Raw genomic sequence first — 25,157 nt, 5'->3', positions numbered from 1 at the left:
AACTCGGGGTATGTCTCGAACATCTGTCGTGAATGGGTATGGCAGGGTCATCCGTGCCTGTTTGTGTAGAACAACACTCAAATAACAGCTTAAAAATCCAGCCGATGGCAGTCGCCAGCGGGCGATTCTAGAGGGGCAAACTGATATTGAGGTGTCTTAAAGCCGATTTTTTCAAAACCGTTAGATGGTCAAGCACAGTGCCAGTTCAATATAATTTTTATTCAAAGAAACTATCAGGCAGATGTTTTTGACACAACAGAGTAAAACGTAAGAATCAAACTACAGGTAAGCTCTATTTGCAGTAAGCGTAAACTTAGCACGCTTCTTGACAGGCGTCTAGCGGACATTGTGAAAAACACGGCAGCCCGCTAAACACCTGAACTGGGTCATCCCGACCGCTTACAGATTAGCTGTTAAGAACTCTTTCAGCTGACCTTTCGACAGTGCGCCAACTTTAGTTGCTGCGACTTCGCCGCCTTTAAATAACAGCAGGGTAGGAATACCACGGATGCCGTATTTAGGTGCAGTACCTGGGTTTTCATCAATGTTCAACTTCGCGATGGTCAGCTTGCCTTCGAACTCAGTGGCAATTTCATCGAGAATCGGAGCGATCATCTTGCAAGGACCACACCACTCTGCCCAGAAATCGACCAGCACCAGCCCTTCGGCTTTCAATACGTCGTTGTCGAAACTGTCATCGGTAAGGTGAATAATTTTATCGCTCATGTTCTACTCCAAAGGATTATCTTTACCTTGTTGATGTAGCATTAACCAACATTAGGTTGACTTTATTTCACCGGATACGCTTTCGTAAAGCAATAGTTAGCTGATATTCTACCACACTATGAGCAAAACACACTTGACCGAAAAGAAGTTTTCCGACTTCGCCCTGCACCCGCTTGCAGTAGAAGCCCTTGAAAAGAAAGGGTTCCATTACTGCACACCTATCCAGGCATTAGCTTTGCCAATCACGCTCGCTGGGCGTGATGTTGCAGGTCAGGCGCAAACCGGTACCGGCAAGACGCTGGCTTTTCTAGCGTCTACTTTCCATTATCTGCTTTCTCACCCCGCTGCGGAAGGTCGTAAGACCAACCAACCGCGTGCCTTGATCATGGCACCGACGCGTGAACTGGCTGTGCAGATCCACTCTGATGCCGAAGCTTTATCCGAGTCTACCGGGCTGAAATTAGGTCTGGCATACGGCGGCGACGGTTACGACAAACAGCTTAAAGTGCTGGAAAGCGGCGTGGATATCCTCATTGGAACCACCGGCCGTTTAATCGATTATGCAAAACAGAACCACATCGACCTGGGCGCGATTCAGGTGGTGGTACTGGATGAAGCAGACCGCATGTTCGATCTGGGCTTCATCAAAGATATCCGCTGGATCTTCCGCCGGATGCCGCCTGCCACTCAACGTCTGAACATGCTGTTCTCCGCAACACTTTCCTGGCGTGTGAAAGAGCTGGCGTTCGAAAACATGAATAATGCCGAGTCGATTGAGATCGAACCGGAACAAAAAACCGGTCACCGTATTCAGGAAGAGCTGTTCTACCCTTCTAATGAAGAAAAGATGCGCCTGTTACAGACGCTGATTGAAGAAGAGTGGCCAGACCGCTGCATCATTTTCGCTAACACCAAGCACCGTTGTGAAGACGTCTGGGGCCATCTGGCTGCCGACGGACATCGTGTAGGTCTGCTGACCGGTGACGTTCCTCAGAAAAAGCGCCTGCGCGTTCTGGAAGACTTCACCAAAGGCACGCTGGATATTCTGGTGGCGACTGACGTAGCCGCACGTGGCTTGCACATTCCTGCCGTGACACACGTCTTCAACTATGACTTACCTGATGATTGTGAAGACTACGTTCACCGCATTGGCCGTACCGGCCGTGCTGGCCTGAGCGGTCACTCCATCAGCCTGGCGTGTGAAGAATATGCGCTGAACCTGACGGCAATCGAAACCTATACCGGCCACAGCATCCCGGTCAGCAAATACAGCAGCGAAGCACTGTTAACTGATTTGCCTGCTCCGAAACGTCTGGCACGTGCACGTACCGGCAACGGTCCGCGCCGTAACAGCAACTCGTCTTCGCGTCGCAGCAGCGCACCGCGTAGCAACCGTAAACGTCCGGGCTGATAACCTATGCTAAGCTCCACCTCACTCTACGCAGCAATCGATCTGGGCTCTAACAGCTTTCATATGCTGGTTGTTCGTGAGGTGGCAGGCAGTATCCAGACCCTCGCCAGAATAAAGCGCAAAGTGCGTCTGGCCGCAGGTTTGGATAAGCAAAACCTGCTTTCTCAGGAAGCGATGCAACGCGGCTGGCAATGCCTGAAATTGTTCTCTGAACGATTGCAGGATATCCCGCGCGAGCAAATCCGCGTGGTGGCGACCGCCACCTTACGGCTTGCCAGCAACGCCGAGGAATTTCTCGGCAAAGCGCAGGAGATTCTCGGCTGCCCGATTCAGGTTATCGCCGGGGAAGAAGAAGCCCGTCTGATTTATCACGGTGTCGCCCATACCACGGGTGGCCCGGATAAACGTCTGGTGGTCGATATTGGCGGCGGCAGCACCGAGTTAGTGACCGGTGTTGGCGCGCAGGCGACCACGCTGTTCAGTTTGCCGATGGGCTGCGTCACGTGGCTTGAGCGCTATTTTAGCGATCGCAATCTGGCGAAGGAAAACTTCGATCAGGCCGAACAGGCCGCGATCGATATGATCCTTCCCGTTGCGCCGGATCTTATCGCTAACGGCTGGCAGATTTGCGTCGGCGCCTCCGGCACGGTGCAGGCTTTGCAGGAAATCATGGTGGCGCAAGGCATGGACGAGCGCATCACGTTGCCGAAACTTCAGCAGCTCAAACAGCGCGCGATTCAGTGCGGCAAACTGGAAGAGCTGGAAATTGAAGGTCTGACGCTGGAACGTGCGCTGGTTTTCCCAAGCGGACTGTCGATTCTCATCGCCATCTTCAAAACCCTGAATATCGAAACCATGACACTGGCCGGCGGCGCATTGCGCGAAGGTCTGGTGTACGGAATGCTGCATCTGCCGATCGAACAGGATATCCGTCAACGCACGTTGCGAAATCTGCAACGTCGCTACCTGCTGGATAACGAACAGGCGCAACGGGTGGCACAGCTGGCCGAGAACTTCTCGATACAGGTGTCACAGGAATGGAAGCTGGATGCCCGCGCCCGTGATTTGCTTAATAGCGCCTGTCTGATCCACGAAATTGGTTTGAGTGTCGATTTCAAAAAAGCCCCGCAACACGCGGCCTACCTGATCCGTCACCTGGACTTACCGGGTTTCACGCCGGCACAGAAAAAACTGCTGGCGACGCTGTTGCAGAATCAAAACGGCACGCTCGATTTACCTTTGCTCAATGAGCAGAATGCTCTGCCGCCGCGTCTGGCGCAGCGCCTTTGCCGCATTCTGCGACTGGCGATCATCTTCGCCAGCCGTCGCCGTGACGACACATTGCCTGCCGTGCGTTTACGTGCGAATGATGATGAACTGAGTGTGATTGTGCCACAGGGCTGGCTGGAACAGCATCCGCTGCGCGCCGAAGAGTTAGAGCAGGAAAGCCACTGGCAAAGTTATGTCCACTGGCCTCTGTTTGTTGAAGAGCAACGCTGATTTTCCTGATTAATCAGTAAATTATTGAGGCAGGGTTGATCCCCTGCCTTTTTTACATCTTAATCTTTCAATTTCCGCCTTTGGCTTTCGCCAGCTGTTCGCGGATTTTCTCCAGATGGCTCTGCCCTTTCACCATTCGCTCCTGTGCACTCACCACCTTACGCTCGCTTTCCCACGCCAGATCGTCTTGCGGTAACTCCATCAGGAAACGACTCGGCTCAGGGCGGATAAGCTCGCCGTACTGGCGACGTTCGCGACACAGCGTAAAGGTCAGCTCTTTCTGCGCGCGGGTAATACCGACGTACGCCAGACGCCTCTCTTCATCTACATTGTCTTCATCAATGCTGCTCTGGTGCGGCAACAAACCTTCTTCCATGCCAACCAGATAGACATACGGGAATTCCAGCCCCTTCGAGGCGTGCAGCGTCATCAGCTGAACCTGATCCAGTTCTTCATCATTTTCCCCCCGCTCCATCATGTCGCGCAGCGTAAAGCGCGTCACCACCTGAGTGAGCGTCATCGGCTCATCCAGATCGGTGCCTTCGAGCATTTCGGTCATCCAGCTGAACAGCTGATTGACGTTTTTCATGCGCATTTCTGCTGCTTTCGGGCTCGGTGACGTTTCGAACAGCCAGCTTTCGTAATCGACGCCGTGAATCAAATCCCGCACGGCGGCTACCGGCTCGCGTTCGGCCAAATCGGAAATCGAGCCCATCCAGTGGGTGAAGCGTTGTAAAGATTCAAGCCCGCGTCCGGTCAGCGACTGGCTTAGCCCCATGTCGAAGCTGGCTTTAAACAGGCCTTTGTTGCGATGATTCGCCCACTCGCCGAGCTTCTGCAAGGTCGCCGCACCGATTTCGCGGCGTGGCGTGTTGACGATGCGCAGGAATGCGCTGTCGTCGTCAGGGTTGGTCAGAACGCGCAGATACGCCAGCAGGTCTTTAATCTCAGGACGAGAAAAGAACGACGTGCCGCCGGAAATACGGTAAGGGATGCGGTTTTGCATCAGCATTTTTTCGAACAGGCGCGACTGGTGATTCCCGCGGTACAAGATAGCGTAATCCCCATACTGCGTTTTGTTAATGAAATGATGGGCGATCAGCTCGCCGACCACGCGCTCAGCTTCATGATCTTCATTGTTGGCCGTCACCACTTTCAGCGATTCGCCGTAGGCCAGTTCAGAGAACAGACGTTTCTCGAAAACGTGCGGGTTATTGGCGATCAGAATGTTGGCGGCTTTCAGTATGCGCTGCGTCGAGCGGTAGTTTTGCTCAAGCTTAACGACCTGTAATTGGGGAAAATCTTCTTTCAGCAGCACCAGATTTTGGGGGCGCGCGCCACGCCAGGAGTAGATGGACTGATCGTCATCGCCGACCACGGTAAACCGCGCACGGTTGCCGACCAGCAGTTTCACCATCATGTACTGGCTGGTATTGGTGTCCTGATATTCATCCACCAGCAGATAGCGTAATTTGTTCTGCCAGCGTTCGCGCACTTCTTCGTTTTTCTGCAACAATAACGTCGGCAGCAGGATCAGGTCATCGAAATCGAGAATATTACAGGCGCGCATGTGGTCATGATAAAGGCTGTAACAGTGCGCGAAGATCTGATCGCGTTCGGATCGCGCAAGACCAGCGGCATGAGACGGATCGACCAGATCGTTTTTCCAGTTTGAGATCGTCGAAACCAGTTGCTGAAGTAACGTTTTATCGTTCTCCAGCCACTTTTCGCTCAGCTCTTTGAGCAGCGCCAGCTGGTCCTGATCGTCGAACAGAGAGAAGTTAGATTTCATGCCCAGCGCAGCGAATTCGCGCTTAATGATTTCAAGACCAAGCGTATGGAACGTGGCAATCAGCAAACCGCGCGCTTCTTTGCGCCCGAGGGTTTGCCCGATACGCTCTTTCATTTCACGCGCGGCTTTGTTGGTAAAGGTGACGGCCGCAATATGACGGGCCTGATAGCCACATTCTCGGATCAGGTGCGCGATTTTATTGGTAATTACCCTGGTTTTACCGGAGCCAGCACCCGCCAGAACCAGGCAGGGTCCGGTGACGAATTCGACGGCGTGTTGTTGGCTGGGGTTTAATCGCATGGCGTATTTTTGCTCACCGGATAGACAAGGACGGCGATTGTAGCAGAAACGTCGCCTGAGATTGACAGGCTTTACCGCCCAATTTGTTATCTCTGGAATGCAGGCCGGAGTCCACATGCGCAGTTGCAAATGTTACATTACGCCTCTGGAACACATCTCAAGAAAAGGTCTCAATCATGGCAAAAACCGCAGCAGCAATGCATATCCTTGTAAAGGAAGAAGAACAGGCGAATGAAATTCTGGCTCAGTTGAAAAACGGCGGCGATTTCGAAAAGCTGGCAAAAAAACACTCTACCTGCCCGTCAGGTAAAAAAGGCGGTCATCTGGGCGAATTCAAGCAAGGCGCCATGGTACCTGCTTTCGATAAAGTGGTATTCTCCGCGCCGCTTATCGAGCCACAAGGCCCGCTGCATACCCAGTTTGGTTACCACATTATCAAGATCCTGTACCGCAACTGAGTTTCCGTTTCGGCGCAGTGAGCAGTAAAAAAGAAAGGGCACCGCATTTTCATGCAGTGCCCTTTTTTATCTCTCTCGCAACCCAAAATACTTCGCGTTGCAGGGAAATCTTAACTTGCTACAGCAATGCGTTTCATATCAGTCATATAGCCACGCAGGGTGCGGCCGATTGACTCGATTGGGTGGTTGCGGATAGCTTCGTTAACATCACGCAGCTGCGCGTTATCAACCTGAGTCTCGGCAACAGATTTACCCAAATCACCCGCCTGCAGGGTGGTCATGAACTCTTTCAGCAACGGTACTGCTGCGTTAGCAAACAGGTAGTTACCGTATTCTGCGGTATCAGAGATAACCACGTTCATTTCGTACAAACGCTTACGCGCAACGGTGTTGGCGATCAGCGGCAGTTCATGCAGTGATTCGTAGTAAGCAGATTCTTCGATGATGCCGGACGCCACCATGGTTTCGAAGGCCAGCTCCACGCCCGCTTTCACCATCGCAATCATCACAACGCCGTGGTCGAAGTATTCCTGCTCGGAAATTTTACCGTCGAACTGTGGCGCGTTTTCGAACGCGGTAGCGCCCGTTTCTTCACGCCATGTCAGCAGGTTTTTGTCGTCATTCGCCCAGTCAGCCATCATGCCGCTGGAGAATTCACCCGAGATGATGTCGTCCATGTGTTTCTGGAACAGCGGCGCCATGATCTCTTTCAGTTGCTCGGACAGCGCATAAGCACGCAGTTTCGCCGGGTTAGACAGTCTGTCCATCATCAGCGTGATGCCGCCTTGTTTCAGCGCTTCGGTGATGGTTTCCCAGCCGAACTGCAGCAGTTTTTCTGCGTAGGCTTCATCAACGCCGTCAGCGACCAGTTTGTCGAAGCACAGCAGAGAACCGGCCTGCAACATACCGCACAGAATAGTCTGCTCACCCATCAGGTCAGATTTTACTTCAGCAACGAAAGAAGATTGCAGAACGCCGGCACGATGGCCGCCGGTAGCCGCAGCCCAGGCTTTAGCAATCGCCATGCCTTCGCCTTTTGGATCATTTTCCGGGTGAACGGCGATAAGCGTTGGAACGCCGAAACCACGTTTGTACTCTTCACGGACTTCAGTACCCGGACATTTCGGAGCAACCATTACCACGGTGATGTCTTTACGGATCTGCTCGCCCACTTCAACGATGTTGAAGCCATGAGAGTAGCCCAGTGTCGCGCCGTCTTTCATCAGGGGCTGAACCGCTTTAACCACTGCGCTGTGCTGTTTGTCCGGAGTCAGGTTAACCACCAGATCCGCCTGCGGGATCAGTTCTTCGTAGGTGCCAACTTTGAAACCGTTTTCTGTCGCTTTACGCCATGAAGCACGCTTCTCAGCAATCGCTTCTGCACGCAGGGTATATGACACATCCAGACCAGAGTCACGCATGTTCAGACCCTGGTTCAAACCTTGTGCGCCACAGCCCACAATCACCACTTTTTTACCTTTGAGATAGCTGGCTTCGTCAGCGAATTCATCGCGACCCATGAAGCGGCATTTGCCCAGTTGTGCCAGCTGCTGACGCAGGTTCAGTGTGTTGAAATAGTTAGCCATGTCTTGCTCCGTTCTTTCGAGGTAAGTGCTGTTATTTTTTGTTTCACCGGTGAACCAGTGAACGCCGTGAATTCACTATATGTCATGCGACACATTGCTTAAATTGATATATTACGAAGATGACGTTGCAAAATCTGCAATACTCTTATTTTGTCATCTGTGAAACTAAAGAGCCGGGTAATCTTTATGGACTTACGTGATCTGAAACTGTTTTTGCATCTGGCGGAAAGCCGCCATTTTGGCCGTTCGTCGAAAGCGATGCATGTCAGCCCGTCAACGCTGTCGCGCCAGATCCAACGGCTGGAGGAAGAACTCGGCCAGCCGCTGTTTCAGCGTGATAACCGCACCGTGCAACTGACCAGTGCGGGCGAACAACTGAAAAACTTTGCCCAGCAGACGCTACTGCATTACCAGCAACTGCGCAGCGGGCTGGATCAGCATGGCCCGACGCTGAGCGGCGAACTGCGTTTGTTCTGCTCGGTCACCGCCGCATACAGCCATCTTCCGCCGATCCTTGACCGTTTCCGGGCGCAGCATCCGCTGGTCGAAATCAAACTTACTACCGGTGATGCCGCCGATGCGGTCGAAAAAGTGCAATCCACCGAAGCGGATTTAGGCATCGCCGGGCATCCTGAAACCTTGCCGGGTAGTGTTGATTTCACCAAAATTGGCGAAATCCCGATGATCCTGATTTCGCCGTCCCTGCCCTGCGCGGTGCGGACTCAGGCCAGCGAACCGCACCCTGACTGGTCGCAAATCCCGTTCATTCTTCCGGAACACGGACCGGCGCGAAAACGCATCGACATCTGGTTCAAACGAAACCGTCTGAGCAATCCGCTGATTTACGCCACCGTCTCTGGCCACGAAGCGATTGTCTCGATGGTGGCGCTCGGCTGCGGCATTGCGCTAATCCCCTCGGTCGTCGTCGATAACAGCCCGGAATCCATCCGTAACCGCATTACGGTGCTGGATAACGTCACCGTCGGCGCACCGCTGGAGCTGGGCGTCTGCGTGCAGAAAAAACGCCTGAACGAACCGCTTATCGACGCATTCTGGCAACTGCTCTGACTGTTTCCGGTAATAAAAAACGGGACGCTTTTCAGGGTCCCGTTTTATTTTTAACCCGCTAAGAAGAAGCGGAACGCAGGATTATCACTTTCGTTATGGCAGTCATAGCCCAGCGCCTTCAGGTTCTGTTCGAACTCCGGTTCCTGCTCATTGAGCTCAAACGCGGCCAGCACGCGGCCGAAATCGGTGCCGTGGCTGCGGTAATGGAACAGGGAAATATTCCAGTGCGTGCCCAGCGTGTGCAGGAATTTCAGCAAAGCACCCGGTGATTCCGGGAACTCAAAGCTGTAAAGCCGCTCGCGCAAAGGCTTGGTTGGACGTCCGCCCACCATGTAACGCACGTGAAGTTTCGCCATTTCATCATCAGAAAGATCCACCACCTGATAGCCATCGCGATTCAGCTCGTCGATGATCTCCAGCCGCTCTGCATGGCCACGCGTCAGACGCACGCCCACGAAGATGCAGGCGTTATCTGCATCGGCATAACGGTAGTTGAACTCGGTCACCGAACGGCCACCCAGCAGCTGACAGAATTTCAGGAAGCTGCCTTTGCGCTCAGGAATGGTCACCGCCAGCAGCGCTTCACGTTGTTCGCCCAGCTCGCAGCGTTCCGATACGTAACGTAAACCGTGGAAGTTGACGTTCGCGCCCGAAAGCACGTGCGCCAGACGTTCGCCCTGAATGTTGTGCTGCTGCACGTATTTCTTCAGTCCGGCCAGCGCCAGCGCACCGGAAGGCTCGGCGATAGCACGCACGTCTTCGAACAAATCTTTCACTGCGGCGCAGATGGCATCGCTGTCGACGGTTATCACATCATCAAGATATTCACGGCACAGACGAAAGGTTTCGGTGCCGATACGCTTCACCGCCACGCCTTCGGCAAACAGCCCGACGCGCGCCAGATCAACAGGTTCACCGGCATCCAGCGCTGCACGCAGGCAGGCAGAATCTTCGGCTTCGACGCCAATTACCTGGATCTGCGGCATCAGCTGTTTGATCAATACGGCAACGCCCGCCGCCAGACCGCCGCCGCCGACCGGCACGAATACGCGATCGAGATGCGCATCCTGTTGCAGCAGTTCCATCGCCAGCGTGCCCTGACCTGCGATCACCGCAGGATGGTCAAACGGCGGAACAAACGTCATGCCCTGCTGCTGCGAAAGCTCGATGGCTTTGCCTTTGGCTTCATCGAAATTCGCACCAAACAGCAATACTTCGCCACCGAAACTGCGCACCGCATCGACTTTGATATCCGCAGTCGCCACCGGCATCACTATCAAGGACTTGATGCCTTTTTTGGTGGCTGAAAGCGCAACACCCTGCGCGTGGTTACCGGCTGAGGCCGTAATCACGCCGCGGGAAGCCTGTTCTTCGGTCAGACTGGCTATCATGGAATACGCGCCGCGCAGTTTAAAACTGTGAACAGCCTGGCGGTCCTCCCTCTTCACCAGAATGGTATTACCCAGCCGGGAAGAGATCTTTTCCATGACCTGCAAAGGGGTCACCTGTGCGACTTCATACACCGGCGCACGCAGCACGGCGCGCAGATATTCAGCGCCGCACGGCTGGTCGGGCAAAGGTTGAGATACCGCCATGGCCTTTAGCCTCCCAGCTTAGACTTGTCGCGAACGGCGCCTTTATCCGCACTGGTCGCCAGCATGGCGTAAGCACGCAGCGCATAGGAGACTTCACGCACACGGTTCTTCGGCGTCCACGCCTGATCGCCACGAGCCTCTTCTGCTGCATGACGCGCTGCCAGTTCGGCTGCCGGAACGTCCAGCACCATGCTGCGATTTGGAATGTCGATGTCGATGAAGTCGCCATCCTCAACCAGCGCAATCATGCCGCCGCTGCCCGCTTCAGGAGAAACGTGACCAATCGACAGACCAGATGTGCCGCCAGAGAAACGACCATCGGTGATCAGCGCACACTCTTTACCAAGGCCCATGGATTTCAGATAGGTAGTCGGATACAGCATTTCCTGCATACCCGGCCCGCCTTTTGGCCCTTCGTAGCGGATAACTACGACGTCGCCCGAAACGACTTTACCACCGAGGATCGCGCTCACGGCGTCGTCCTGGCTTTCGTAAACTTTGGCCGGACCCCGGAAGGTCAGGTTGGATTTATCCACGCCTGCGGTTTTCACGATACTGCCGGCTTCGGCAATATTGCCGTACAGTACGGCCAGACCGCCCTCCAGGCTGAACGCATTTTCCAGCGAGCGGATACAGCCCTCGGCGCGGTCATCATCCAGCGTGTCCCAGCGGCAATCTTGTGAGAACGCCTGCGTGGTGCGGATACCGGCGGGACCGGCGCGGAACATTTTTTTCACGGCTTCATCTTTGGTCAGCATGATATCGTACTGATTCAGCGTTTCCGTCAGAGTCAGGCCAAGGATGTTTTTGACGTCGCGGTTCAGCAGGTTCGCGCGATCCAGTTCGCCCAGAATCGCCAGTACGCCACCGGCGCGGTGAACGTCCTCCATATGATATTTCGGCGTGCTTGGGGCCACTTTACACAGGTGCGGTACGACGCGTGACAGACGATCGATATCGATCATATCGAATTCGATTCCACCTTCCTGCGCGGCAGCCAGCAGATGCAGAACAGTATTGGTCGAGCCGCCCATCGCGATATCCAGCGTCATGGCATTTTCGAAAGCCGCTTTGCTGGCGATGTTGCGTGGCAATGCGGTTTCGTCATCTTTTTCGTAATAGCGTTTAGTCAGCTCAACGATGCGGCGACCGGCATTCAGGAACAATTCGCGACGGTCAGCGTGCGTGGCCAGCAATGAACCGTTACCCGGCTGTGACAGCCCCAGCGCTTCGGTCAGGCAGTTCATGGAGTTGGCGGTAAACATACCGGAACAGGAGCCGCAGGTCGGGCAGGCAGAACGTTCGATCTGCTCGCTGTCGGCGTCGCTGACGTTCGGGTTTGCACCCTGAATCATGGCATCGACCAGATCGAGCTTAATGATTTTGTCAGACAGTTTGGTTTTACCGGCTTCCATCGGACCGCCGGAAACAAAGATCACCGGAATATTCAGGCGCAATGACGCCATCAGCATTCCCGGGGTGATTTTGTCGCAGTTGGAAATACAGACCATGGCATCGGCGCAGTGCGCGTTCACCATGTATTCGACGGAATCGGCGATCAGTTCACGTGAAGGCAATGAATACAGCATGCCGCCGTGACCCATCGCGATACCATCATCCACCGCGATAGTGTTGAATTCTTTTGCCACGCCGCCGGACGCTTCGATTTGCTCAGCAACCAGTTTACCCAGATCGCGCAAGTGCACGTGGCCCGGTACGAACTGGGTAAAGGAGTTAACGACAGCAATAATTGGCTTGCCGAAATCGTCATCGGTCATGCCGGTGGCACGCCATAAAGCGCGGGCGCCAGCCATGTTGCGGCCATGAGTGGTGGTATGGGAACGGTACTTAGGCATGCTCAGTTCACTCCAAATCATTTCTGTTTAGCAGGCAGCAAAATCGCCACCTGCATCATTCTTGTTCTTTAGATTATTGCGGGTTGATTGGGTCCAACCATCCCCATTTGTCTTCAGTTTTGCCGGTGAACAGGCCGAAGAACGCATCCTGAATTTGTTTGGTGACCGGACCACGTTTGCCGATACCGACCTGAATGCCGTCAACGCTGCGCACCGGGGTGATTTCCGCCGCAGTACCCGACATGAACACTTCGTCAGCCAGATACAGAGATTCACGGGACAGCACCTGCTCGCGAACTTCCAGACCCATGTCTTTCGCCAGTTTAATGATTGCATCGCGGGTAATACCCGGCAGTGCGGAAGAGGTAAACGGCGGTGTGAACAGGATGCCTTCTTTCACTTCGAAGAGGTTTTCGCCCGCGCCTTCTGAGACGTAGCCGTGAATATCCAGCGCGATCCCTTCCTGATAACCGTGGCGGCGTGCTTCGCTGCCGACCAGCAATGAGGACAGGTAGTTACCACCGGCTTTAGCGGCAGTAGGAATGGTGTTGGCTGCGACGCGGTTCCATGAGGAAACCATTGCGTCGATACCCTGCTCCAGGGCTTCTTCACCCAGATAGGCGCCCCACGGGAAGGCGGCGATGATGACGTCAGTTTTGTAACCATCCGGCGGGTTCACGCCCATACCCACATCACCCACAAACACCAGCGGACGAATATACGCGCTGACCAGATTGTTTTTACGCAGCGTTTCGCGGCAGGCTTCCATCAGCTCATCAACGCTCTGTGAAACCGGCATACGGTAGATTTTTGCGGAATCGCGCAGACGCTGCATATGTTCACGATGGCGGAAGACGACCGGGCCTTTATGGGAGTCGTAGCAACGCACGCCTTCGAAAACGGAAGTGCCGTAATGCAACGCATGGGACATCACGTGAACCTTTGCTTCCGCCCACGGAACCATCTCGCCATTGAACCAAATGTAATCAGCTTTCTTCGTCATTCTATTCGTCCCTATTACTCACGCGTTCGCGCGTATTTGTTGTGATGTGTGTTGCTGGATTTCGACACAGGCGACATCCATAAGTTTGCGTAACTGTGAAGACAGTAAATCTACCGGCCGCTGGCTGGCAACGGTCAATTCGATATTTATATTTTCCGCATTGACCATCGGGGTCATGTTCATCGCACAGACCTGAAAACCACGGTGGCGAACAACGCGTAATACGCGCTCCAACATTTCAGGGCGGAAACGGGCCTGGATTGAGACGTTATGCTGCATCATGACATTTTCTCCAACATGGTTTCGTTGCCTGCGCCCGGTGGCACCAGAGGCCAGACATTTTCATTTTCGTCGATGGAGACATGAAGCAAATACGGGCCTTTGCTGTTGAAAAAGGCATCCAGTGCGGCATCGACTTGGTCTTTACGGCTGATACGTTGGCCGGGGATATTGAATGCGCTGGCCAGCGTCACAAAATCGGGGTTATCTGAGAGGTTGGTTTCACTGAAGCGTCCGTCGAAGAACAGTTCCTGCCACTGTCGAACCATCCCTAACCGCTGGTTATCCAGCAGCAGGATTTTTACGGGCAACTGTTTTCGCTTAATGGTGCCCAGCTCCTGCACATTCATCATAAAGGAGCCATCGCCCGAAACGCAGATAACCATATCGTCTGGGCGTGCAACCTGCGCACCGACAGCAGCAGGTACGCCAAAGCCCATCGTGCCCAGACCGCTGGAGGTGATGAAGTTTTCAGGACGAGAGAACTGCATGTGTTGCGCAGTCCACATCTGATGCTGGCCGACGTCGGTGGTCACCACGGTATTGGCATCTTTGCGATCGGAGATTTGTTTCAGCAGCAGCGGCGCGTAAATGGCCTCGCCAGGATGATCGTAACGCCATTCGCCCTGCGCTTTCAGGGTCATGACTTCATCACGCCATGCGTTGATGCTCAGTGGTTGTTGCAGCGCCGGTAACAGCGCATTCAAATCGCCCTGTAACGCGACGTGTGCCTGACGCAATTTATTCAGCTCAGCCGGATCGATATCCATATGGATAACGGCGGCGTGCGGTGCGAAGGTGTTCAGCTTGCCGGTCACCCGGTCATCGAAACGCGCACCGACGGCGATCAGCAAATCAGAAGACTGTACCGCCAGATTGGCCGCTTTGGTGCCGTGCATACCCAGCATGCCCAGATAACATGGGTCAGTGGCATCCGGTGCCCCCAGACCTTTCAGCGTCGCCACCGCCGGAATACCGGTGGTCGAGATAAATTCGCGTAACGCCGGAACGGCCTGCGCCATGCCAACGCCACCGCCGATATACAGCATCGGTTTTTGCGCAGCGGCGATCATTGCGCGGGCTTGTTTCAGTTCAGCCGCCGGATGCGGGAAGGATTCTTCGACGGCCAGCAGGTGTGGCGGCAGTTCACCGGTCGCCAGCTGGATATCTTTCGGAATGTCGATCAGCACCGGGCCTGGACGGCCGGAGCTGGCGATGGCGAAGGCTTCGGCCATGATTTCCGGCAGTGCATCCAGTGATTCGACCAAAAAACTGTGTTTGGTGCAGGCCAGAGATAATCCTAAAACGTCGATTTCCTGAAAGGCGTCTGTGCCGATGAAGGCAGAGCCCACCTGGCCGGTGATGGCGACCAGCGGGACAGAATCGAGCAGCGCGTCAGCCAGACCGGTGATCAGGTTAGTGGCGCCGGGACCGGAAGTGGCGATACACACGCCGACTTTGCCGGTTGAACGGGCATAGCCTATGGCGGCCATTGCGGCACCTTGCTCGTGCCGGCACAACAGGTGTTCAACGCCGCCGTCATACAGAGCATCGTATACCGGCATGATTGCCCCGCCGGGATAACCAAACACCATATCTACCCCCTGCGCACGCAACGCTTGTACTACCCACTGTGCTCCGTTCATCCTTATTCTCCTGCCTTTTTGCGACAAGTGCAGAACATTATGCTGTTGCTCATTTTCCGACCTCGATTCATTGTTCACTGAAATCGCCGAACCAAAAAAAAACCCCGGACCTTTCGGTGCGGGGTTTCTTTTCAGGTTCAGGCTTGTTTAATAAGCCTTTCTTCGTCCAAGTGCAGCCCCGCACGGTGGGATAATAATCACCACCACGCGAATCACGACTAGGCTAACAACGAGGAGAAGGGCTTTCATTTTTAGGTTTCTATAATTCATATTGCGAACGATTGCCTACAGAGTTATCACAGTAATGCATTTAATGACAACATTTTTCTTGCGTTATTATTTGCGCACCGTTGCACAATCCGCCAAAAAAAATCTGGAAAATCAAACCTTAGCGGGTTGATCCACCGTCTGATTATTTATTGCACCTGTTATGGCTTTTCCGCGCGTATCCCGCCCAAACGCAACCAGTATGGAAATCACGATTGCCACCGTCCCGGCAACAATCGCCATCGCCAGACCATAATTATGTCCGTGGCTTTCGGCGATGCTCGCCTGCAAGGTCGCGTTGACCGATGCCAGCAGATTCCCCAGCTGATAAACAAATCCGGGCAGCACGGCGCGGGTATTCGCGGGCACCAGCTCGGTTAAGTAAGACGGCACCACGCCCCACGCGCCTTGCACCATAAACTGCATCAGGAATGCGCCCAGACCGATAGTCCAGGTTCCGCTGGAAAAGGCCCACAATGGGATCACCGGTAAAGAGAGTAACGCCGCGATAATAATGGCTTTTTTGCGCCCGATTTTCTCCGACATGGTGCCAAAGAAGATACCGCCAATGATGGAGGCGATGGTGTAACCGATCGCAATCAGGCTGACCGTATGGGCATCAAAACCGTGCTGAACTTTGAGGAATGATGGGTAAAGATCCTGCGTTCCGTGGCTGAAGAAATTAAATGCCGCCATCAGCACCACCAGATAGACGCAGAGCTTCCAGTGCGATTTCAACACCGGCAGCAATGCCGTGCTTTCCTTGCGTTCGCGGGCAGCGAGCCAGACCGGCGATTCCTGCACTTTGAACCAGATGAATGGCAGCAGGAAAACGGGGACAGCGCCGATCACAAACATTCCGCGCCAGCCGACCAGTTCAGAGAACAAACCGTAAACCACCGCCGCCAGCAGGTAACCAAACGGATAACCGGCCTGAAAAATTCCGGACATCATCCCGCGTGAACGGTCAGGAATGGTTTCCATCGCCAGTGATGACGCCACGCCCCAGACTCCGCCCATCGCCACGCCGTATATCACGCGCAGGATCAGGAAAACCGTCAATGAAGGCGCCGCTGCTGTGCAAAGTTCGAAAATTGAAAAGCAGGCAATGTTTACCATCAGCACCGGCTTACGCCCATATTTTTCCGCTGCCCGCCCGAACAATAATGCCCCTATTGGCCGAACGGCCAGTGTCAGCAAAATCGCCAGCGTCACCTCTTTGATATCGACCTGAAACGCCGTCGCTATATCGCTGAGCAGAAAGACTAAAATGAAAAAATCGAAGGCATCGAGAGTCCAGCTTAAGAAACTGGCGATGGCAACGTTTCGCTGCCGAGAAGTCCAACCAAACATGGGTGTATCCCTATTCCGGAAAGATGTAGGCAATGCGCTCACGAGCCGATCCGGAGAATCCTCGGTGAGGCAGAGAGATGTTAATTAATAATGGGTATTTGTTTATTTATTGTTAAATACACTCAAATTAAACACCTCTGCCTCGCAAACCGGCAACTTAATTAGCCAGCTAATTTGTTTCCAGAAACCTCAGGCTGTTAAAGAATGTTGCTGACTTTACGAGGCATCGCACAGCCTTTTGATTTCACAGCGTAAATTTTAAAAATTTTTTACGCGATGCTGCGCAAGGCTGTGATCTTATTTCCACTGCAGGATTGCATTGCGGCATGCTGCTGACAGGAATTTTCACAGCAAAGGAAAAAGCATGTCATTAGCCGTGGTGTATACGCGCGCATCGCTCGGTGTTCAGGCACCCGGCGTCTCTGTCGAAGTGCATATCAGCAACGGTTTACCAGCACTGACGCTGGTCGGACTGCCCGAAACCACCGTTAAAGAAGCCAGGGATCGCGTGCGTAGCGCTATCATCAACTGCGGATTCACCTTTCCTGCAAAGCGCATCACCGTCAATCTCGCCCCGGCAGATTTACCTAAAGAAGGCGGGCGATATGATTTGTCGATCGCGCTGGCGATTCTGGTGGCTTCTGAGCAGTTGCAGGGCGATAAGCTGGAGGCCTATGAGTTTTTGGGTGAGCTCGGGCTTTCTGGTGCGTTACGCAGCGTTAATGGCGCGATCCCGGCAGCACTTGAGGCGCAGAAAGAGGGGCGGATACTGATCCTGCCGCAAAACAACCAGATGGAAATGACGCTGCTCGATCCGGGGGTTGCGCAGATCGCCGGGCACTTGCTACAGGTTTGCGCTTTCCTGCAAGGCGAGGACAGCCTGCCGCCCATCAACTATCCCGCAGAGCCGCCCGCACCTGTGCATCAGCCCGACATGGCGGAGATCATTGGTCAGGAGCAGTCCAAGAGAGCGCTGGAAGTCGCCGCTGCGGGCGGGCATAACCTGCTGCTGATTGGTCCGCCGGGAACGGGAAAAACCATGCTCGCCAGCCGGTTACCGGGATTATTGCCACCGCTGAGCAATGAGGAGAAGCTGGAAACAGCGGCCATCGCCAGCCTGGTGTATAACCCTGAGGAGGACGGAGAATTCTCCCGCGTGCGGCCTTTTCGCGCACCGCATCACAGCACCTCGATGAGCGCACTGGTCGGCGGCGGCTCGCTACCGAGGCCTGGAGAAATTTCGCTGGCGCACAACGGCGTCCTGTTTCTCGATGAGCTGCCGGAATTTCAGCGGCAGGTGTTAGATGCGTTACGCCAGCCGATGGAGTCCGGGGAAATCACCATTTCCCGCGCCAGAGCGAAAGTGCGCTATCCGGCAAGAGCACAGCTGATCGCGGCCATGAATCCCAGCCCGACGGGGCATTATCAGGGCATCCACAACCGCACACCGCCCCAGCAGGTTCTGCGCTATCTGGGCAGGCTCTCAGGGCCTTTTCTGGACAGGTTCGATTTATCGATTGAAGTGCCACTTTTACCCCCGGGGATCCTCAGCCAGCAAAACCATGCACCTACCGTCAGGGAAAGCAGTGCAGAAGTTCGGGAAAGGGTGCTAATTGCCAGAGAAATTCAGTTAAACCGTGCGGGGAAAATCAATGCGCATATGAACAGCAGTGAGGTGGAAACGTATTGTGTGTTAACGAAGGCGGATGCGGAGTTTCTGGAAGAAGTACTGCATAAACTGGGATTATCAGTGAGAGCCTGGCATCGTATTCTGAAAGTCGCAAGAACACTGGCCGATCTTGGGGGGAGTGAAGCCATTGAACGCAAACATATTGCGGAGGCGCTGAGCTATCGCACTATGGATAGGCTATTGTTAACTCTGCATAAGAGTCTGGCATAAAAAACGGGGCATAGCCCCGTTTCATTAGTCGTCGCTTTCCGTGTAGTCTTCTACTGCGTCTGCCTGCGGTTTACCGCCGGACAACGTGTGGAATTTCTTCGGACGACGGGTGCGGATGATGTACTTATTCCACACTTTTTCTGCTTCCGTTACCGGTTCGCGCGTACCGCGGCAAACCTCAAGGAACAGCTTTTCTTCATCGGTTGCTGGCTCGCGTTTTCCCAAATCCAGTTCGTTAAAGGCAAAGCCGTAACGTTCTAGCATTTGCGCTTCTTTAATGGTGAAATCGCCATGCCGGGAGAACCCGCGAGGGTAATGTTTATTATCAAAAAAACGACTTGTCGTGGTGAAGCTTTCCGCCATCTGACACGCTCCTAATTCTCTCATGGTCGTGCTGTTATGGCGCGGAGTATTAGTTAGGCTTGACATTGTGTAAAACAAAACATTTAAATCTTAACGACAAAAATAATTGGAGATGGTTTTGGACACGGAATTACTGAAAACCTTTTTGGAGGTCAGTAGAACTCGCCACTTTGGTCGGGCAGCGGAATCGCTTTATCTGACGCAGTCCGCTGTCAGCTTTCGTATCCGGCAACTGGAAACCCAACTTGGCGCAAATTTGTTCACCCGCCATCGAAATAATATCCGCTTAACGCCCGCAGGAGAGCGTCTGCTGCCTTACGCCGAGAATCTGATGTCTACCTGGCAATTGGCGAAAAAAGAGGTAATACGCTCGTTACAGCACACAGAATTGTCGATTGGTGCCACGGCCTCGCTATGGGAAGCCTATCTGACGCCGTGGATGCAGTCGCTTTACGTGCAACGTGATACTTTGCGGCTGGAAGCACGCATCGCGTTGCGCCAGTCGCTCGTCAAGCAATTACATGAAAGACAACTGGATTTGCTGATCACCACCGAGCCACCAAAAATGGACGAGCTCTCAAGTCAGCTGTTGGGTAATTTCTCGTTACGACTTTTTTCATCGAAAAAAACAGTCAGAGGGGAACAATCGCCTTACGTGAAACTGGAATGGGGCGCCGATTTTCCTCAACAGGAAAAGTTGCAAAATAGCGATCAGGAACCCGTTCTGACCACCACGTCAGCGCATCTGACGCGACAATTACTGGAGCAGACCGGTGGCTGTGCTTTCCTGCCGTCACACTGGGCGAAAGAATATCCCCAGCTGGCCGCCCATGAAGAGATTCCACCGGTTATCCGCCCGCTGTACGCCGTATGGCTGCAAAATAGCGATCAGCAGGTTCTTATCCGTCAGTTACTTAAAACACCGCTGATCACCCATCTCTGAGCCCCCCGCTATCAGGTCGGCTCAGGGCGCGGATGGCGCGCTCTTCTGGCAGTCCAGAATGAGCCCATGCCCTTCTGCAAACCGATGAAGACAAACAGCAGGATACCCATCACGATTTTGGTCCACCACGAGCTGAGTGTACCGTCGAACGTGATGTAGGTTTGGATCAGGCCCTGAATCAGCACACCGAAAAGGCTTCCAAGTACGGTTCCTACGCCGCCGCTCAACAAGGTCCCTCCGATGACGACAGAAGCGATAGCATCCAGTTCTACACCACTGGCTGCCAGCGCGTATCCGGCGGAGGTATAGAGTGAAAACACGATGCCAGAAAGGACTGCCAGCGTGCTCGACAGCATGTAGATGTAAATCGTGGTCCGTCTTACGGGAACGCCCATCAGCGCCGCCGACACGTTGCTCCCACCGACCGCGTAGACATTGTTCCCAAAGCGTGTCCGGTGCGCCAAAATAATCCCCACGAAGACGACCAGCAGCATGATTAACGCCAGCAACGTGAAACGTCCTCCGCCCGGCATTTTCCATGCGTAACTGGCCAGAAAATCATATACCGGATGATTAATGGGCAGCGATTCTTCGGAAACGATAAAACTCATCCCGCGAACGAAAAACATTCCTGCCAGGGTAATAATAAACGCAGGAAGCTTCAGCGTATCGATGATCCAACCCATGAGTGCGCCAAACATCGCCCCCATCAGCAGGACAATCACGAAGGCATAGCCGGGCGCAACGCCGTAATCGCCAATGAGTTTCGCCAGTAAAACGCCGGTAAAAGCGATCACTGATCCTACAGACAAATCGATGCCACCTGAGAGGATCACGAAGGTCATACCAACGGCTACGATGCCGAGAAAGGCGTTATCTGTCAGTAAATCAAAGAAGACGCGCGTGGAGGCGAATCCGGGGAACTGGGTGAAGCAATAGCCATATCCGGCCAGAAACACCGCGATAGTAATCAGCAGGGGCAGATTTCTTTTGAGCATTATCCCTTCCTCCGGAACACATTACTGAGCGATACCCGGGGTGACTGGACCACCAGCACGGCCAGTACCACCAGCGCTTTGAGTACAAGATTAAACTCAGGTTTAAAACCGGAGAGCAGAATGCCGGTGTTCATGCCCTGAATGATGAGCGCACCGATAACCGAAAGGAGTAGATTAAATCTCCCTCCGAGCAACGAACCACCACCTATCACCACCGCCAGAATCGCATCCAGTTCCAGCCATAAACCGGCGTTATTGGCATCGGCACCGCGAATATCTGCCGTGACGATGACACCCGCAACCGCAGCACAAATCCCGCAAATTACGTAGGTAGAGATCAGCACCAGACGCGCATTCACTCCGGCGTTATATGCGGATCGGATATTGATCCCGACGGATTCAATAAACAGCCCAAGCGCCGTTTTACGCGTCAGCGCCCACACCAGAACCAGCATCACAACCACAATGATCACCGGCATCGGCAGATAGAACAGAGAACCGCTGCCAAACTGCGATAAACCATTGTGTTCGAACGTGACGATTTGTCCTTCGGTTATAAGCTGTGCGATACCGCGTCCCGCAACCATCAGCATCAGCGTCGCAACGATCGGCTGAATTTGCAGAACCGCGACCAGAAAGCCATTCCAAAGGCCGCAAACTGCGCCTACCCCGACGGAAGCGAGCAGCACCATCGCCAGCGGATAACCCTGAACCGTCATGGTGGCCGCCGTTGCCCCGGCAATCGCCATCACCGCGCCGACCGAAAGATCAATTCCCCCGGTCGCAATCACCAGCGTCATACCCAGAGCCAGCAAAGCCACCGGCGCACCGCGGTTAAAGATATCCACCAGACTGCCAAACAGACGGCCATCCTGAATGTGGATTGAGAAAAAGCCCGGAGCAACCAGGCTGTCGATCAGTAAAATGGCAATGAATGCCCCGATTTGCGTAGCACCTTTCGGAAATACCCATCGAACTTTGCGCGGTGATCCTGTCATCGGCAGACTCCTGTTACTCATCGATATCTCCTCATTGGGCCGCAATGGCTTTCATAATGGCTGGCACGGAGATTTCAGCCTGCTCAATTTCGGCAACATGGCGACGATCGCGTAATACCACGATACGGTCGGCATAGCCCGACAGCTCTTCCAGCTCGGATGAAATCACCAGCAATGCCAGCCCCTCATCACACAATTTTTCAATCAGGCGGATGATTTCAGCATGCGCACCGACGTCAATCCCGCGGGTCGGTTCATCAAGGATAAGAAAGCGAGGATGAGTGGCAAGCCAGCGTGAAAGCAGGACTTTTTGCTGATTACCGCCGGAGAGATATTGAATTTCCTGCTCGGTGCCGGGTGTTCGAATTCCGAGAAGTTTGATGAATTTCTCTGAGATCTGATGCTGTTCTTTCATCGGCAGCGGACGTAACCAACCGCGTTGAGCCTGTAGGGCCAGAATGATATTTTCACGAACCGTGGCTGCGCCGATAATGCCATCGGTTTTGCGGTCCTCAGGGCAATAACCAAATCCGAGTTTGGCCGCTTTACGCGGCGTGCTGATGGTCTCTTCCTTGCCATCAACCCGAGCTTTGCCGCTGTCATGACCTTTGATGCCGAAAATCAACTGAGCGGTTTCTGTCCGTCCCGAACCCAACAATCCGGCCAGCCCGACAATTTCACCACGACGGACTTTCAGGTCGAAATTCTCGACCACGCCACGGCGGCCATAATCCTTAAAATCCACCAGCGGTTCACCGGTGACATTCCGATGTTCAGTACGTTTAAGCAGACTTTCATCAAAGCTGTGTCCCAACATCATCGGCACCAGATCGATACGTGGCAAATCAACCGTGCGCTCTGAGCCCACACGTTTGCCGTTGCGAAGCACTGTAATACGGTCGCTGATGCGGTAAACCTGATCGAGGAAATGAGTCACGAAAATCATCCCAACACCCTTGTCACGCAGCTGCACGAGAATATCCAGCAGCATGCTGACTTCTTTAGCATCGAGACTGGCGGTAGGTTCGTCGAGGATTAATACCTGCGCAGATAGGTCGACAGCTCGCGCAATCGCCACGATCTGCTGGATGGCAATGGAATAGGTTGAAAGCGGCTGGCTGACATCCAGATTTAAGCCGTAACCTTCCAGGAGCGCCTCAGCCTGTTGTTCCATTTTACGCTGATTTACCAGACCAAACCGGGTAGGTTCGCGACCGATAAAGAGATTAGCCGCCACGGAAATATTCGGCAGCAGATTCACTTCCTGGTAAACAGTACCAATTCCCAACGACTGCGCATGGGCCGTATTGACCGGCTCGATGGGATTACCATTCAAAAATACCTGCCCGGCAGAACGTTTATATACGCCAGTCAGGGCTTTAATCATTGTGGATTTACCGGCACCGTTCTCTCCTAAAAGAGCCACGATCTCACCACGTTCGAGAGTAAAATCAACATTTTCCAGCGCCTTAACGCCGGGGAACTCTACTGAGAGGCCCCGCACATCAAGCAGCACTGCTGAACCTGGATTATCCGTCACATCACTACTCCTGCTGCATCCGCTACCGGCGGAATGGGAATAATTTTTACCGGCCTGCCCGTGAGACAGACCGGTAAAATCGGCTTAATAACCCATGTCTTTTTTCATGTCATATTCTTTCTGAGCCATGTCCGGCAGGATCAGCGCAGACTGCGTCTGAATAAATTTCTTCGGTTGAGTACCGTCTTTTTTCATTGCGATCAGCGCATCAAACGCCGGACCCGCCATGTTTGGCGTCAGTTCGACTGAGGCATTCGCTTCCCCATTCAGCATGGCTTTGTAGATGTCAGGAACCCCATCAATTGAAACGATTTTGATCTGCGAACCCGGTTTCAGACCGGCTTCTTTGATAGCCTGAATAGCGCCGATCGCCATATCATCGTTATGTGCGTAAACGGCACAAATATTCTTGCCGTTTTGCTCAGCCTTGATGAAGCTCTCCATAACTTCTTTACCTTTACTGCGGGTAAAGTCACCGGATTGAGAACGAATGATTTTGACATTCGGCGCGGCTTTGAGCGCATCAGCAAAACCTTTTTTACGATTTAAGGCGACGCTCGCGCCGACGGTTCCCTGAAGTTCGACCACGTTACATGGTTTGCCGGCCACATCTTTCACTAGCCAGTCACCGGCCACTTTACCTTCATAGACGCTGTCAGATGCCACAGCAGCGGTATACAACGACGGATCGCTGACTTCAATCGTGCGGTCTAAGAGGAATACAGGGATCTTTGCCTCTTTGGCTTCAGTCAGAACGGGGGCCCAACCGGTTGCGACAACAGGTGCAATAAAGATCGCATCGACACCCTGCGCAATGAATGAACGGATTGCCTTGATTTGGTTCTCTTGTTTTTGCTGAGCATCAGCAATTTTCAGCGTGATCCCGCGTTTCTCGGCCTCTGATTTAGACACCTTAGTTTCTGCAGAACGCCAACCAGACTCTGATCCGATCTGAGAAAAACCTACAACCAGCGGAGCTGCCTGTGCCGCGCCACAAAGTGCTGTTGCTACTGCTGCTGCCACAAATAAGCGTTTGTACATGTCTCTTTCCTCGCGTGTAGTCTGAGCTACTTTTTGTTATGACTCGTTGGGTACGGCCAGAACATTCACCGGACATATGTCCTCGCTCATTACGATAATTACGCCGTAAAAAGAGCAAAATAGTCGTGTCCGATTCTGGTTGTCGTCATAGGACGATGATTAGGTTTAGTACACAGGGAAAAACGGAGCATGAGCGGGGTCACATACGGGAATAACAATCATTTAGTGCATGTATTTAGCCGAAATATGACCAGAAATAACCAGGGAAATGGGAAGAATTGAGCTGGAATAGTGCAAAAAAGATACAGAAGAAGGATCAGTGATGAGGAGGAATGAAGTAAATAAATAATTTGCAGGATCTCAAAACAAAAAAAAGCCCCTCGCTTTCGCGAAGGGCTCTTAAATGGCAGGGGCGGAGAGATTCGAACTCGCGACACCCGGTTTTGGAGACCGGTGCTCTACCAACTGAGCTACGCCCCTAAAATACACTTAACATTATGCCTGCTAAGGTTAGCAGGCATAATTTTTAATAAT

21 protein-coding genes and 1 tRNA gene are annotated in these 25,157 nt (G+C 53.4%); 6 read left to right on the top strand and 16 right to left on the bottom strand.

The genetic code is table 11. From position 1 onward, the window contains the following. Positions 1-399: 399 nt before the first annotated feature. Positions 400-726 carry a thioredoxin TrxA gene (trxA, locus tag ACMHLI_RS20460; RefSeq protein WP_013577537.1) on the bottom strand — a complete coding sequence of 109 codons (327 nt, stop codon included), beginning with the start codon at positions 724-726 and terminating at the stop codon, positions 400-402. 118 nt (positions 727-844) lie between these two features. Here trxA and rhlB point away from each other — a divergent pair, with 118 nt between their 5' ends. After that, positions 845-2,137, top strand: a complete 1,293-nt coding sequence (gene rhlB, locus ACMHLI_RS20455) for an ATP-dependent RNA helicase RhlB (protein ID WP_112165487.1) — start codon at positions 845-847, stop codon at positions 2,135-2,137. A gap of 6 nt (positions 2,138-2,143) precedes the next feature. Further along, positions 2,144-3,637 (top strand): guanosine-5'-triphosphate,3'-diphosphate diphosphatase, encoded by a 1,494-nt coding sequence (gppA, locus tag ACMHLI_RS20450; RefSeq protein WP_413531071.1) that lies wholly within the window; start codon positions 2,144-2,146, stop codon positions 3,635-3,637. A 67-nt stretch (positions 3,638-3,704) separates the two neighbouring features. On the opposite strand, the gene rep is transcribed toward gppA, so the two are convergent. Then, positions 3,705-5,729 carry a DNA helicase Rep gene (rep, locus tag ACMHLI_RS20445; RefSeq protein WP_413531070.1) on the bottom strand — a complete coding sequence of 675 codons (2,025 nt, stop codon included), beginning with the start codon at positions 5,727-5,729 and terminating at the stop codon, positions 3,705-3,707. A gap of 176 nt (positions 5,730-5,905) precedes the next feature. Between rep and ppiC the strand changes: the two genes are divergently transcribed. Then, positions 5,906-6,187 (top strand): peptidylprolyl isomerase PpiC, encoded by a 282-nt coding sequence (ppiC, locus tag ACMHLI_RS20440; protein ID WP_112165480.1) that lies wholly within the window; start codon positions 5,906-5,908, stop codon positions 6,185-6,187. 110 nt (positions 6,188-6,297) lie between these two features. On the opposite strand, the gene ilvC is transcribed toward ppiC, so the two are convergent. Beyond that, positions 6,298-7,773, bottom strand: coding sequence for a ketol-acid reductoisomerase (gene ilvC, locus ACMHLI_RS20435; RefSeq protein WP_056772344.1), 1,476 nt, complete (start codon positions 7,771-7,773; stop codon positions 6,298-6,300). A gap of 186 nt (positions 7,774-7,959) precedes the next feature. On the opposite strand from ilvC, the gene ilvY reads away from it, so the two are divergent. Beyond that, on the top strand, positions 7,960-8,841 hold the full coding sequence (ilvY, locus tag ACMHLI_RS20430; protein ID WP_413531069.1) for an HTH-type transcriptional activator IlvY: 882 nt from the start codon (positions 7,960-7,962) through the stop codon (positions 8,839-8,841). Between the two features lie 50 nt (positions 8,842-8,891). Here the strand turns inward: ilvY and ilvA are convergent, their stop codons facing one another. The 7 genes from ilvA to ACMHLI_RS20395 form a co-directional block, all read right to left on the bottom strand. After that, positions 8,892-10,436 carry a threonine ammonia-lyase, biosynthetic gene (gene ilvA, locus ACMHLI_RS20425; protein WP_413531068.1) on the bottom strand — a complete coding sequence of 515 codons (1,545 nt, stop codon included), beginning with the start codon at positions 10,434-10,436 and terminating at the stop codon, positions 8,892-8,894. A gap of 5 nt (positions 10,437-10,441) precedes the next feature. Then, positions 10,442-12,292 carry a dihydroxy-acid dehydratase gene (gene ilvD, locus ACMHLI_RS20420; protein WP_413531067.1) on the bottom strand — a complete coding sequence of 617 codons (1,851 nt, stop codon included), beginning with the start codon at positions 12,290-12,292 and terminating at the stop codon, positions 10,442-10,444. 73 nt (positions 12,293-12,365) lie between these two features. Then, positions 12,366-13,295: a branched-chain amino acid transaminase gene (locus ACMHLI_RS20415; RefSeq protein ID WP_104924025.1), complete on the bottom strand. Its 930-nt coding sequence runs from the start codon at positions 13,293-13,295 to the stop codon at positions 12,366-12,368. Positions 13,296-13,313: 18 nt separating this feature from the next. After that, complete coding sequence (ilvM, locus tag ACMHLI_RS20410; protein WP_013577547.1) at positions 13,314-13,577, bottom strand: acetolactate synthase 2 small subunit; 264 nt, start codon at positions 13,575-13,577, stop codon at positions 13,314-13,316. Then, positions 13,574-15,220 carry an acetolactate synthase 2 catalytic subunit gene (ilvG, locus tag ACMHLI_RS20405; RefSeq protein ID WP_413531066.1) on the bottom strand — a complete coding sequence of 549 codons (1,647 nt, stop codon included), beginning with the start codon at positions 15,218-15,220 and terminating at the stop codon, positions 13,574-13,576. The genes ilvM and ilvG overlap by 4 nt, the downstream gene beginning before the upstream one ends. Before the next feature lie 147 nt (positions 15,221-15,367). Further along, positions 15,368-15,469, bottom strand: coding sequence for an ilv operon leader peptide (gene ilvL / locus ACMHLI_RS20400; RefSeq protein ID WP_112165468.1), 102 nt, complete (start codon positions 15,467-15,469; stop codon positions 15,368-15,370). Positions 15,470-15,601: 132 nt separating this feature from the next. Next, entirely contained in the window at positions 15,602-16,840 is a 1,239-nt protein-coding gene (locus tag ACMHLI_RS20395) for an MFS transporter (RefSeq protein WP_413531065.1), read from the bottom strand. Between the two features lie 364 nt (positions 16,841-17,204). Between ACMHLI_RS20395 and ACMHLI_RS20390 the strand changes: the two genes are divergently transcribed. Further along, positions 17,205-18,740: a YifB family Mg chelatase-like AAA ATPase gene (locus ACMHLI_RS20390; RefSeq protein WP_413531064.1), complete on the top strand. Its 1,536-nt coding sequence runs from the start codon at positions 17,205-17,207 to the stop codon at positions 18,738-18,740. A 24-nt stretch (positions 18,741-18,764) separates the two neighbouring features. On the opposite strand, the gene ACMHLI_RS20385 is transcribed toward ACMHLI_RS20390, so the two are convergent. Further along, positions 18,765-19,103 (bottom strand): DUF413 domain-containing protein, encoded by a 339-nt coding sequence (locus tag ACMHLI_RS20385; RefSeq protein WP_112165461.1) that lies wholly within the window; start codon positions 19,101-19,103, stop codon positions 18,765-18,767. A 118-nt stretch (positions 19,104-19,221) separates the two neighbouring features. Between ACMHLI_RS20385 and hdfR the strand changes: the two genes are divergently transcribed. Further along, entirely contained in the window at positions 19,222-20,046 is an 825-nt protein-coding gene (hdfR, locus tag ACMHLI_RS20380; RefSeq protein ID WP_413531063.1) for an HTH-type transcriptional regulator HdfR, read from the top strand. A gap of 11 nt (positions 20,047-20,057) precedes the next feature. Here hdfR and yjfF read toward each other — a convergent pair whose 3' ends face one another. The 5 genes from yjfF to ACMHLI_RS20355 form a co-directional block, all read right to left on the bottom strand. After that, on the bottom strand, positions 20,058-21,044 hold the full coding sequence (gene yjfF / locus ACMHLI_RS20375; RefSeq protein ID WP_413531062.1) for a galactofuranose ABC transporter, permease protein YjfF: 987 nt from the start codon (positions 21,042-21,044) through the stop codon (positions 20,058-20,060). After that, positions 21,044-22,063 carry a galactofuranose ABC transporter, ATP-binding protein YtfT gene (gene ytfT, locus ACMHLI_RS20370; protein ID WP_413531061.1) on the bottom strand — a complete coding sequence of 340 codons (1,020 nt, stop codon included), beginning with the start codon at positions 22,061-22,063 and terminating at the stop codon, positions 21,044-21,046. Before ytfT ends, yjfF begins: the two co-directional genes overlap by 1 nt. A gap of 10 nt (positions 22,064-22,073) precedes the next feature. After that, entirely contained in the window at positions 22,074-23,555 is a 1,482-nt protein-coding gene (gene ytfR / locus ACMHLI_RS20365) for a galactofuranose ABC transporter, ATP-binding protein YtfR (protein WP_413531149.1), read from the bottom strand. 111 nt (positions 23,556-23,666) lie between these two features. Further along, a complete protein-coding gene (gene ytfQ / locus ACMHLI_RS20360; RefSeq protein WP_056772381.1) occupies positions 23,667-24,623 on the bottom strand; it encodes a galactofuranose ABC transporter, galactofuranose-binding protein YtfQ in 957 nt (318 codons plus the stop codon). A gap of 404 nt (positions 24,624-25,027) precedes the next feature. Further along, positions 25,028-25,103 (bottom strand) — tRNA-Trp (locus tag ACMHLI_RS20355). Positions 25,104-25,157: the final 54 nt, after the last annotated feature.

The organism is Rahnella inusitata (assembly GCF_965118895.1).
Taxonomy (GTDB): domain Bacteria; phylum Pseudomonadota; class Gammaproteobacteria; order Enterobacterales; family Enterobacteriaceae; genus Rahnella; species Rahnella inusitata_A.
This window is presented reverse-complemented; position numbering and strand designations above follow the sequence as displayed.

Excerpts from the sequence above, each read along its gene's own strand:
- trxA (WP_013577537.1), bottom strand. The coding sequence starts at position 726 with ATGAGCGATAAAATTATTCACCTTACCGATGACAGTTTCGACAACGAC.
- rhlB (WP_112165487.1), top strand. The coding sequence starts at position 845 with ATGAGCAAAACACACTTGACCGAAAAGAAGTTTTCCGACTTCGCCCTG.
- gppA (WP_413531071.1), top strand. The coding sequence starts at position 2,144 with ATGCTAAGCTCCACCTCACTCTACGCAGCAATCGATCTGGGCTCTAAC.
- rep (WP_413531070.1), bottom strand. The coding sequence starts at position 5,729 with ATGCGATTAAACCCCAGCCAACAACACGCCGTCGAATTCGTCACCGGA.
- ppiC (WP_112165480.1), top strand. The coding sequence starts at position 5,906 with ATGGCAAAAACCGCAGCAGCAATGCATATCCTTGTAAAGGAAGAAGAA.
- ilvC (WP_056772344.1), bottom strand. The coding sequence starts at position 7,773 with ATGGCTAACTATTTCAACACACTGAACCTGCGTCAGCAGCTGGCACAA.
- ilvY (WP_413531069.1), top strand. The coding sequence starts at position 7,960 with ATGGACTTACGTGATCTGAAACTGTTTTTGCATCTGGCGGAAAGCCGC.
- ilvA (WP_413531068.1), bottom strand. The coding sequence starts at position 10,436 with ATGGCGGTATCTCAACCTTTGCCCGACCAGCCGTGCGGCGCTGAATAT.
- ilvD (WP_413531067.1), bottom strand. The coding sequence starts at position 12,292 with ATGCCTAAGTACCGTTCCCATACCACCACTCATGGCCGCAACATGGCT.
- ACMHLI_RS20415 (WP_104924025.1), bottom strand. The coding sequence starts at position 13,295 with ATGACGAAGAAAGCTGATTACATTTGGTTCAATGGCGAGATGGTTCCG.
- ilvM (WP_013577547.1), bottom strand. The coding sequence starts at position 13,577 with ATGATGCAGCATAACGTCTCAATCCAGGCCCGTTTCCGCCCTGAAATG.
- ilvG (WP_413531066.1), bottom strand. The coding sequence starts at position 15,220 with ATGAACGGAGCACAGTGGGTAGTACAAGCGTTGCGTGCGCAGGGGGTA.
- ilvL (WP_112165468.1), bottom strand. The coding sequence starts at position 15,469 with ATGAAAGCCCTTCTCCTCGTTGTTAGCCTAGTCGTGATTCGCGTGGTG.
- ACMHLI_RS20395 (WP_413531065.1), bottom strand. The coding sequence starts at position 16,840 with ATGTTTGGTTGGACTTCTCGGCAGCGAAACGTTGCCATCGCCAGTTTC.
- ACMHLI_RS20390 (WP_413531064.1), top strand. The coding sequence starts at position 17,205 with ATGTCATTAGCCGTGGTGTATACGCGCGCATCGCTCGGTGTTCAGGCA.
- ACMHLI_RS20385 (WP_112165461.1), bottom strand. The coding sequence starts at position 19,103 with ATGGCGGAAAGCTTCACCACGACAAGTCGTTTTTTTGATAATAAACAT.
- yjfF (WP_413531062.1), bottom strand. The coding sequence starts at position 21,044 with ATGCTCAAAAGAAATCTGCCCCTGCTGATTACTATCGCGGTGTTTCTG.
- ytfT (WP_413531061.1), bottom strand. The coding sequence starts at position 22,063 with ATGAGTAACAGGAGTCTGCCGATGACAGGATCACCGCGCAAAGTTCGA.
- ytfQ (WP_056772381.1), bottom strand. The coding sequence starts at position 24,623 with ATGTACAAACGCTTATTTGTGGCAGCAGCAGTAGCAACAGCACTTTGT.